This window comes from Paracoccus benzoatiresistens, from assembly GCF_026913015.1.
Classification (GTDB): Bacteria; Pseudomonadota; Alphaproteobacteria; order Rhodobacterales; family Rhodobacteraceae; genus Paracoccus; species Paracoccus benzoatiresistens.
Genome location: NZ_JAPTYD010000041.1, coordinates 20,989 through 29,614, shown reverse-complemented (window position 1 = coordinate 29,614; position 8,626 = coordinate 20,989). Strand labels below are relative to the sequence as shown.

General features: G+C 63.4%; 12 protein-coding genes and 1 pseudogene. 10 read left to right on the top strand and 3 right to left on the bottom strand.

Features of this window, described 5'->3' with window-relative positions; all coding sequences use genetic code 11:
• The 3 genes and pseudogenes from OU682_RS18265 to OU682_RS18255 all read right to left on the bottom strand — a co-directional run.
• A pseudogene (locus OU682_RS18265) lies at positions 1–130 on the bottom strand (IS256 family transposase); the annotation flags it as partial.
• A gap of 168 nt (positions 131–298) precedes the next feature.
• Positions 299–781, bottom strand: a complete 483-nt coding sequence (locus OU682_RS18260; protein ID WP_268943638.1) for a hypothetical protein — start codon at positions 779–781, stop codon at positions 299–301.
• A gap of 11 nt (positions 782–792) precedes the next feature.
• Positions 793–1,053: a hypothetical protein gene (locus OU682_RS18255; RefSeq protein WP_268943637.1), complete on the bottom strand. Its 261-nt coding sequence runs from the start codon at positions 1,051–1,053 to the stop codon at positions 793–795.
• Between OU682_RS18255 and OU682_RS18250 the strand changes: the two genes are divergently transcribed.
• From OU682_RS18250 to OU682_RS18205, 10 genes are all read left to right on the top strand, one after another.
• Positions 1,052–1,987 (top strand): NAD-dependent epimerase/dehydratase family protein, encoded by a 936-nt coding sequence (locus tag OU682_RS18250; protein ID WP_268943636.1) that lies wholly within the window; start codon positions 1,052–1,054, stop codon positions 1,985–1,987. The two genes, OU682_RS18255 and OU682_RS18250, sit on opposite strands and share 2 nt — an antisense overlap.
• Positions 1,988–2,162: 175 nt before the next feature.
• Positions 2,163–2,624 carry a hypothetical protein gene (locus OU682_RS18245; RefSeq protein WP_268943634.1) on the top strand — a complete coding sequence of 154 codons (462 nt, stop codon included), beginning with the start codon at positions 2,163–2,165 and terminating at the stop codon, positions 2,622–2,624.
• 329 nt (positions 2,625–2,953) lie between these two features.
• Positions 2,954–3,319, top strand: coding sequence for an NADH-quinone oxidoreductase subunit A (locus OU682_RS18240; RefSeq protein ID WP_268943633.1), 366 nt, complete (start codon positions 2,954–2,956; stop codon positions 3,317–3,319).
• Positions 3,310–3,843, top strand: a complete 534-nt coding sequence (locus OU682_RS18235; protein ID WP_268943632.1) for a NuoB/complex I 20 kDa subunit family protein — start codon at positions 3,310–3,312, stop codon at positions 3,841–3,843. The genes OU682_RS18240 and OU682_RS18235 overlap by 10 nt, the downstream gene beginning before the upstream one ends.
• 3 nt (positions 3,844–3,846) lie before the next feature.
• Complete coding sequence (locus OU682_RS18230) at positions 3,847–4,464, top strand: NADH-quinone oxidoreductase subunit C (protein ID WP_268943631.1); 618 nt, start codon at positions 3,847–3,849, stop codon at positions 4,462–4,464.
• A 4-nt stretch (positions 4,465–4,468) separates the two neighbouring features.
• The gene (locus OU682_RS18225) at positions 4,469–5,707 is read left to right on the top strand and encodes an NADH-quinone oxidoreductase subunit D (protein ID WP_268943630.1); all 1,239 of its coding nucleotides are present in this window, start codon (positions 4,469–4,471) and stop codon (positions 5,705–5,707) included.
• Positions 5,707–6,624 (top strand): NADH-quinone oxidoreductase subunit NuoE, encoded by a 918-nt coding sequence (gene nuoE, locus OU682_RS18220; RefSeq protein WP_268943629.1) that lies wholly within the window; start codon positions 5,707–5,709, stop codon positions 6,622–6,624. The genes OU682_RS18225 and nuoE overlap by 1 nt, the downstream gene beginning before the upstream one ends.
• Before the next feature lie 16 nt (positions 6,625–6,640).
• Positions 6,641–6,856: a DUF5337 domain-containing protein gene (locus OU682_RS18215; RefSeq protein WP_268943628.1), complete on the top strand. Its 216-nt coding sequence runs from the start codon at positions 6,641–6,643 to the stop codon at positions 6,854–6,856.
• Between the two features lie 27 nt (positions 6,857–6,883).
• On the top strand, positions 6,884–8,179 hold the full coding sequence (nuoF, locus tag OU682_RS18210; RefSeq protein WP_268943627.1) for an NADH-quinone oxidoreductase subunit NuoF: 1,296 nt from the start codon (positions 6,884–6,886) through the stop codon (positions 8,177–8,179).
• A gap of 44 nt (positions 8,180–8,223) precedes the next feature.
• On the top strand, positions 8,224–8,619 hold the full coding sequence (locus OU682_RS18205; protein WP_268943626.1) for a DUF5333 domain-containing protein: 396 nt from the start codon (positions 8,224–8,226) through the stop codon (positions 8,617–8,619).
• Positions 8,620–8,626 lie beyond the last annotated feature (7 nt).

Genomic DNA, 8,626 nt, shown 5'->3' with positions numbered 1-8,626 from the left:
CGGCCAGTTCCTCTTCGAACATGGCCTCAATGGTGGCACGGACATTCGCCCGCAGGCGATCCTCGATCGGATCATACCCGCTTGCGTCGGACAGTAGCGAAAAGGACGAACTGTCGGTATTCTGCTTCATGGCGTGATCTCCCTGGCGGTTGCTGCCGCCGGCTGGGTGGGTGTCAGTTCACCCGGAGATTACGCCGCCATCCAATTTCTACCACTTCCGAGACACGACCGACCGAAGCGGAAGTCCGGCCTGATCTCCAGCACGCCTGCATGCGAAGCGTAGTGGGCCCAAATGTCCTCAAGACTGTTCATCTGACTTCCTGTCAAAAGCGGCGTTCAGCAAGCTGAAGCTTTGCTCGTCATCAAGCTGGCGCGCAGCCAGGGCTTGGGTGAATCCCGAAAGAAGCGGATTGCTTGCGGCCAGGGGCGACAGCTGGAACGCGACGGTCCGCCCAAAGCTGTCCCGACGCCATTGGATGGGCTCACCGGCCTCGTCCCAATCGCAGCGGGCAGGTTCGCCGTTCTCGACCCGGGCATAGCGAAGGGGTTGGAGATGTTCCGCAAGATGGTGGCGAAACCTGCTGGCCACATCCGACAGGACCTGAAAGGCGGAAGCGTCTCCATTCAAATAGGAAAGCCGCGCGAGGCCGCCAGGTGACGGGTCTGCCTGTGCCTGCTCTCGGACCCGGGCGACCGCGCCGGCGGTGCCCGTGATCACAAGCATGTCGCCATTGCCAGCGACAGACACGGCGCTGTCGTCTGCAACGTGTAGGATCAGCATGGCCCAGCCTCTCAAATTCCAAGATCATTGCCCGCGCTTTGGGCAGGCACAGTGAAATGCACGGCAACTGGCTTGACCGAGGTCCAGCACCCACCAATTTGCGCGCCAACGGGTAAACGGTGTTGCAATGCCATGCAACTTGGCCGATAGCTCCTGCATGCTGCATGCTGCATGCTGCATGCTGCATGCTGTATGCGCAATGCATCGGCGAGGTAAATCAGCATTAGTTCAAATTTTTGATGGTGTTCCAGAAGAACAGGGACCATTTTCATGCATCATGTGCTTGTCGTCGGCGGCTGCGGCTTTATCGGGTCGCATATCGTGGACAGTCTGCTTGCCCAAGGCCACCGCGTCCGCGTGCTGGACATGAGACCCGAGGCATTCCGTCCTCCATTGCCAGGCGTGGATTACGTGATAGGCAGCTTTGCCTCCGAAGCCACCTTGCACGAGGCGCTGCAGGGGGTCGATGCGGTGGTCCATACGGCCAGCATTACGGTGCCATCGACCTCGAACGCCGATCCGGTGGCGGACATCCAGGGCAATCTGGTCGCCACGGTCCGGATGCTGCGGGTCATGCGGCAGGCCGGTGTCAGGAAGCTGGTGTTCCTGTCGTCCGGCGGCACGGTCTATGGCATTCCGACGGCCGAAGTCGTGGACGAGTCGCATCCCCTTGCGCCGATCAGTTCCTACGGGATCGTCAAGGTCGCCATCGAGCAGTACCTGCACATGGAGCATCGGCTTCACGGTCTTGATTACATTGCCCTTCGGCTAGCGAATCCTTATGGGCCGCGGCAGGGCTATAACGGCATTCAGGGCATCATCGGCAATTTCCTGTGGAAGATCGCTTTCGGCGAGCCGATCGAGGTCTGGGGCGACGGCAGCGTCGTGCGGGATTTCATCCATGTCCACGATTTCGCAGAACTCTGCGCGCTGGCGGTGAAGGCACCGATCATCGGCTGCTTCAATGCCGGATCAGGCCAGGGGGCCTCGGTGAACGAGATCGTCCAGGCCGCGTCGCAGGTGGCGAATTGCCGTGTCAGGCCGATCTACAAGCCCGGGCGCAGCTTCGATGTCCCGCGCGTCATCCTGGATATCAGCCGCATCAAGCAGGCCATCGGGTGGGCGCCCAGAATCCCGCTGATCGAGGGGATGCGCCAAAGCTGGGACTGGATCCAGGAACACCAGGCGATCGACAATATCGCCTGAACCAGCAGTTGTCCCGAGAAGGCATGTTCGGGCTCAAGGCGGGCTGATCGCCAAGGCCGCGCCGCGGCTTCAAGGCCGCCTCCACGATGTCGTGTGATCTTTCAGCGGAACAAGCGCCGTGCGAGCGGCATTGATCTGTCAATGACGCTTTCAACGACACCGAAGGAGGAAATACATGCATATCAAGATGCTTGCCGCCCCCGTCGCCCTTGCGACCGCCCTGGGTCTTGGGTCCACCGCCTTTGCCCAGACCATGGTCGGCACCCAGCAGATAGACGAGGCCGATATGGCCGCCGTGACCGAGCATTGCCGGACCCTTGCCATGGGATCGGATGATCAGGCCACAAGCGCGACGGACGCTGGCGGCGAAGCCGGCAACTCGGGCAACGCGGATAACGACTCGGTCTCGACCACGATGCCCGAACCGGATGCCGGCACCATGGACGGAGCGCAGCCGACCACGGGCAACGAGGGCAACCCCGACAATGTCTCGTCCAGCCCGACCGCGACCGCTGGCGCGGATTCCTCGGCAACCGCGACGACCGGCCTTGAAGGCAACCCGGATGCCGACCAGTTTTCGGGCACCATCAACATGGAGGTCATCACCCTGGCCGACTGCCAGGCTGCGGGACTTTAACCGTCCTGTTGCCGTGACGATGGAAGGCAGCCGAAAGGCTGCCTTTTCTTTTGGCGACACCGCCCAGAGAGCAGCCGGTCGCGGGCCCGTCCAGCCCGCCTTCGCACAAAGCATGTGACGTTGCGGCAGCCACCGTGGAAACCCGGGGGAGGGGTTCTGGAATATGGGGCCGGGCATGAACATATCCGCGCCAGGGCAGCGCAGGCCGAGGGGCTGCCTCCAGGATCAGGCGCCCGTTGACCCCGCTGGCCCGCGGGTCTAAACGGGCGCTTAGCTAACCCGTCGCGGGCAGCCACAGCTTTTCCGCGGCCGACAAGGGGAACTTGCCCGTGGAAACTCTGCTGCAGGACTATCTGCCGATCCTCGTCTTTGCGGGAATGGCATCGGCATTGGCGCTGGTCCTGATCCTCGCCGCCGTTGTGGTCGCCGTGCGCAACCCGGACCCGGAAAAGGTCAGCGCCTACGAGTGCGGTTTCAACGCCTTTGATGACGCGCGCATGAAGTTCGACGTGCGATTCTACCTGGTGTCGATCCTGTTCATCATCTTCGACCTAGAGGTGGCCTTCCTGTTCCCCTGGGCGGTCAGCTTCGCGGGCCTGTCCGAGACGGCCTTCTGGTCGATGATGGTATTCCTGGCGGTGCTGACCGTGGGCTTTGCCTACGAATGGAAGAAGGGAGCGCTTGAATGGGCATGATGACCGGAGCGAACACGGCCGGGCCCGACCGCGAGGTCGCCACTGCCGCGCTGAACCGCGAATTGCAGGACAAGGGTTTCCTGCTGACCACGACCGAGGACATCATCAACTGGGCGCGCAACGGCTCGCTGCACTGGATGACCTTCGGCCTGGCCTGCTGCGCGGTCGAGATGATGCACACCTCGATGCCGCGCTATGACGTGGAGCGCTTCGGCACCGCGCCGCGAGCGTCCCCGCGTCAGTCGGACCTGATGATCGTGGCCGGAACCGTGACCAACAAGATGGCCCCTGCGGTGCGCAAGGTCTATGACCAGATGCCCGAGCCTCGCTATGTCATCAGCATGGGCAGCTGCGCCAACGGCGGCGGCTATTACCATTACAGCTATTCGGTGGTGCGCGGCGTCGATCGGATCGTGCCCGTGGACATCTATGTCCCCGGCTGCCCCCCGACGGCCGAGGCGCTGCTTTACGGCATCCTGCAACTCCAGCGCCGCATCCGGCGCACCGGCACGCTGGTGAGGTAAGCCATGGCTGTTTATCCCGACCTCGACGCACTGGAACAACTGGCCGAGCATCTTCGCCAGCGCTGCCCGGACTATGTCCTGGACGCGAGCGTCGCCTTTGGCGAACTGACCGTGACGTCGACGCTCTCCAGCATCGTGGACCTGATCGAGTTCCTGCGCAGCGACAGCAGCTGCCGCTTCTCGACCCTGGTGGACATCACTGCCGTCGATCACCCGGAACGCCCGCAGCGCTTCGACATGGTGTGGCACCTGCTGTCGATGTATCAGAACCAGCGCATTCGCGTGAAGGTCGCCATCCGAGAGGACGAGATCGTTCCCACTCTGACGCGCGTCTATCCCTGCGCCAACTGGCTCGAGCGCGAGGTCTTTGACATGTTCGGGATCCTGTTTTCGGGTCACCCGGACCTGCGCCGCATCCTGACCGACTACGGGTTCAGCGGTTATCCCCTCCGCAAGGACTTTCCGACCACTGGCTATGTCGAGGTTCGCTATGACGAATCCGAAAAGCGCGTGATCTACGAGCCCGTGCGCCTGACGCAGGAATACCGCCAGTTCGACTTCCTTTCTCCGTGGGAAGGCGCGAAATACGTGCTGCCCGGCGACGAAAAATCCAAGGGGTAAGGCCATGGACGGCGATATCCGCACCAATACCTATGACGACGGCTCGTTCGACACCCTGGTGGGCGAACAGAAGATCCGCAACTTCAACATCAACTTCGGTCCCCAGCACCCGGCGGCGCACGGCGTGCTGCGCATGGTGCTGGAACTGGATGGTGAGGTCGTGGAGCGTGCCGACCCCCATATCGGCCTGCTGCATCGCGGCACCGAAAAGCTGATGGAAAGCAGGACCTACCTGCAGAACCTGCCTTATTTCGACCGGCTGGATTACGTGTCGCCGATGAACCAGGAACATGCCTGGTGTCTGGCGATCGAACGCCTGACCGGCACGGTCGTGCCGCGTCGCGCCAGCCTGATCCGGGTCCTGTATTGTGAGATCGGCCGGATCCTGAACCACCTGCTGGGCGTGACGACGGGGGCCATGGACGTTGGTGCCTTGACGCCGCCCTTGTGGGGGTTCGAGCCGCGCGAGGATCTGATGATCTTCTACGAGCGCGCCAGCGGGTCGCGGCTGCACGCGAACTACTTCCGGCCGGGCGGTGTCCATCAGGATCTGCCGCCCGATCTTATAGACGACCTCGACGCATGGTGCGACCGCTTCCCGAAGATCCTCGACGATCTGGACACGCTGCTGACGGAAAACCGGATCTTCAAGCAACGGCTGGTGGGCATCGGCATCGCCACCGAACAGGATGCCCTGGACTGGGGCTATTCGGGCGTGATGGCGCGCGGCTCGGGCCTGGCCTGGGATTTGCGGCGGTCGCAGCCCTATGAGTGCTATGACGAATTCGACTTCAAGATCCCGGTCGGGCGAAATGGCGACAGCTACGACCGCTATCTGATCCGCATGCAGGAAATGCGGGAATCGACCAAGATCATGAAGCAGGCGATCCAGAAGCTTCGGGCCGAACCCGCGGGCGACGTTCTGGCGCGCGGCAAGCTGACTCCGCCCAGGCGCGGGGACATGAAGCGCGACATGGAAAGCCTGATCCACCACTTCAAGCTTTATACCGAGGGCTTCCGGGTTCCGGCTGGCGAGGTTTACGCGGCGGTCGAGGCCCCCAAGGGCGAGTTCGGCGTTTATCTGGTCAGCGACGGGACGAACAAACCCTATCGCGCCAAGCTGCGCGCTCCGGGTTTCGGGCATCTTCAGTCCATGGACTTCCTGGCTAAGGGCCATCTGCTGGCCGACGTGCCCGCCCTGATCGCCACCCTTGATATCGTCTTCGGAGAGGTTGACCGCTGATGCTCCGCCGTCTTTCGCCCGTTCAGCCGGACAGCTTCGAATTTACGCCCGCGAACCTCGACTGGGCTCATGTCCAGATGAGCAAGTATCCGGAAGGCCGCCAGCAATCGGCGATCATTCCGCTTTTGTGGCGCGCGCAGGAGCAGGAGGGCTGGCTGTCGCGGCCTGCCATCGAATACTGCGCCGAACTGCTGGGAATGCCCTATATCCGGGCGCTCGAGGTTGCTACATTCTACTTCATGTTCCAGCTTCAACCGGTTGGTTCGATTGCGAATATCCAGATCTGCGGAACCACCACCTGCATGATTTGCGGGGCCGAGGACCTGATCGAGGTCTGCAAGCGCAAGATCGCGCCGACGCCGCATACCCTGTCTGCCGACGGCAAGTTCAGCTGGGAAGAGGTCGAGTGCCTAGGCGCCTGCACCAACGCGCCCATGGCCCAGATCGGCAAGGACTATTACGAGGATCTGACCCCCGCAAAGCTGGAAGAGCTGATCGACGCCTTCTCGGCCGGTCAGGTGCCGCTGCCGGGTCCGCAGAATGGCCGCTTCTCGTCCGAGCCGCTGGGCGGGCCGATCGTGCTGGCCGATCTGAAGGGGCAGGGCGACAGCTTGAACGCCAGCGCCGCGCTGGCGCGCGACATTGGAGAAACGGTCAAGCGGATCGACGGGACCGAGGTTCCGATCCTTGCCAAGTGGTTGCGCAAGCCCGAGGCTGCCGTGGATGACCGCACCGGCGTGGATACCGCGCCCGAGCGGGAGCCGCGTCCTTCGGCGGGCGTGCCGGCGGACTCGACCGGCGTGACCGAGCAGGAGGCGCAGGCGGCATCGGCCGCGCGGCCCCGGTCGGACCGCAATCCGAAGGGCATCCGCAAGGTCGAGAAAGCGGAACAGAAGGACGAGAAGACGAGCCGCTAGCAGCAAGGGTCGGACGATGGCAGGAACAGGGCGGGATCGCGACGCAAGCCAGATGCGGCTGGTGGCGGTGGTGATTGCCGTGGCGATGTCGGGCTGGCTGCTGGTCCAGTGGCTGGGCCAGCATTATGGTTGGGCCGGCAGTTATGCCTTTCTGGCGGATCTGGCCGCCATTGGTGCTTTTGTCTGGTCGCTGATCGTGACCTGGCGTATCTGGCGGCGCAGGAATGCGTGACGCCCGGATGAGAGGATTGAGAGCAGGATGCTGAAAGATCAGGATCGCATTTTTACCAACCTCTACGGGATGGGCGACCGTAGCCTGGCCGGTGCGCGCAAGCGCGGCCACTGGGACGGCACGGCCGAGATCATCGCCCGTGGGCGCGACAAGATCGTCGAGCAGGTCAAAGCATCTGGCCTGCGGGGGCGCGGGGGCGCCGGCTTCCCGACCGGCCTCAAGTGGTCCTTCATGCCCAAGGAATCCGATGGCCGCCCGTCCTATCTGGTGATCAACGCCGACGAATCCGAGCCCGCGACCTGCAAGGACCGCGAGATCATGCGCCACGATCCGCACACGCTGATCGAAGGCGCGCTGATCGCCAGCTTCGCCATGGGCGCGCATGCGGCCTATATCTATATCCGGGGCGAGTTCATCCGCGAGAAAGAAGCACTGCAGGCCGCCATCGACGAATGCTATGACGCGGGGCTGCTGGGTGCCAATGCCGCCGGGTCCGGCTGGGACTTCGACGTCTATCTGCACCACGGCGCGGGCGCCTATATCTGCGGCGAGGAAACGGCGCTCCTCGAAAGCCTTGAGGGCAAGAAGGGGATGCCCCGCATGAAGCCGCCGTTCCCGGCGGGCGCGGGCCTTTACGGTTGCCCCACTACGGTGAACAACGTCGAATCCATCGCCGTGACGCCCACGATCCTGCGGCGCGGGCCGGAATGGTTCGCGGGCTTTGGCCGTCCGAACAACGCGGGCGTCAAGCTGTTCGGCCTGACCGGCCACCTCAACACGCCTTGCGTGGTCGAGGAAGCCATGTCGATCAGCATGAAAGAACTGATCGAGAAGCATGGCGGCGGTGTGCGCGGCGGCTGGAAGAACCTCAAGGCGGTGATCCCCGGCGGCGCCTCCTGTCCCGTCCTGACGGCGGAACAGTGCGAAAACGCCATCATGGACTATGACGGGATGCGCGAATTGCGGTCCTCGTTCGGCACCGCCTGCATGATCGTCATGGACCAGTCCACGGATGTCATCAAGGCGATCTGGCGTCTGTCCAAGTTCTTCAAGCACGAAAGCTGCGGGCAATGCACGCCATGCCGCGAAGGCACCGGCTGGATGATGCGGGTGATGGAACGGCTGGTGCGCGGCGACGCCGAGGTCGAGGAAATCGACATGCTGCTGGACGTGACCAAGCAGGTCGAAGGCCACACCATCTGCGCCCTGGGCGACGCCGCCGCATGGCCGATCCAGGGCCTGATCCGCAACTTCCGCGAGGAAATCGAGGATCGCATCAAGGCCAAGCGCACCGGGCGCATGGGGGCGATGGCTGCGGAATGAGGGCAAGGGCGGCATATGGCGCCCGGCGCGTCGGGGGCTTGGCAATGGCGGTCCGCGCTTTGCTTGCTGCTGCGCTGCTGGCAGGCCCCGCCGCCGCCCTTCCGCCCTTGTCGCAGGAGCCTCACATCAACGACAGCCTTGTCCAGGCGCGTGTCGCCGACAAGCTGCGCCGGGGCTGCCCCGACCTAGACGCGCGGATGATCAAGGCCTTCAGCGAGGCGCGCAAGCTCAAGCGCTATGCGCTGGATCGGGGCTACAGCGAGGAACAAATCGACGCCTTCCTGGACAGCAAGGAAGAACGTCGCCGCATCTATGCCCAGGCTGACCGCTACATGGTCGCCAACGGGGTGGTGAATGGCCAGCCCGACACGTTCTGCCGGCTGGGGCAGCAAGAGATAGCCCGGAAGACGATCGCCGGATCGCTTCTGGTTGCCAGGTAAGGAAGAA

What these genes read in the sequence shown, in the direction of transcription:
- OU682_RS18260 (WP_268943638.1), bottom strand. Translation starts at nt 781, where the DNA reads ATGCTGATCCTACACGTTGCAGACGACAGCGCCGTGTCTGTCGCTGGC.
- OU682_RS18250 (WP_268943636.1), top strand. Translation starts at nt 1,052, where the DNA reads ATGCATCATGTGCTTGTCGTCGGCGGCTGCGGCTTTATCGGGTCGCAT.
- OU682_RS18255 (WP_268943637.1), bottom strand. Translation starts at nt 1,053, where the DNA reads ATGAAAATGGTCCCTGTTCTTCTGGAACACCATCAAAAATTTGAACTA.
- OU682_RS18245 (WP_268943634.1), top strand. Translation starts at nt 2,163, where the DNA reads ATGCATATCAAGATGCTTGCCGCCCCCGTCGCCCTTGCGACCGCCCTG.
- OU682_RS18235 (WP_268943632.1), top strand. Translation starts at nt 3,310, where the DNA reads ATGGGCATGATGACCGGAGCGAACACGGCCGGGCCCGACCGCGAGGTC.
- OU682_RS18230 (WP_268943631.1), top strand. Translation starts at nt 3,847, where the DNA reads ATGGCTGTTTATCCCGACCTCGACGCACTGGAACAACTGGCCGAGCAT.
- OU682_RS18225 (WP_268943630.1), top strand. Translation starts at nt 4,469, where the DNA reads ATGGACGGCGATATCCGCACCAATACCTATGACGACGGCTCGTTCGAC.
- nuoE (WP_268943629.1), top strand. Translation starts at nt 5,707, where the DNA reads ATGCTCCGCCGTCTTTCGCCCGTTCAGCCGGACAGCTTCGAATTTACG.
- OU682_RS18215 (WP_268943628.1), top strand. Translation starts at nt 6,641, where the DNA reads ATGGCAGGAACAGGGCGGGATCGCGACGCAAGCCAGATGCGGCTGGTG.
- nuoF (WP_268943627.1), top strand. Translation starts at nt 6,884, where the DNA reads ATGCTGAAAGATCAGGATCGCATTTTTACCAACCTCTACGGGATGGGC.
- OU682_RS18205 (WP_268943626.1), top strand. Translation starts at nt 8,224, where the DNA reads ATGGCGGTCCGCGCTTTGCTTGCTGCTGCGCTGCTGGCAGGCCCCGCC.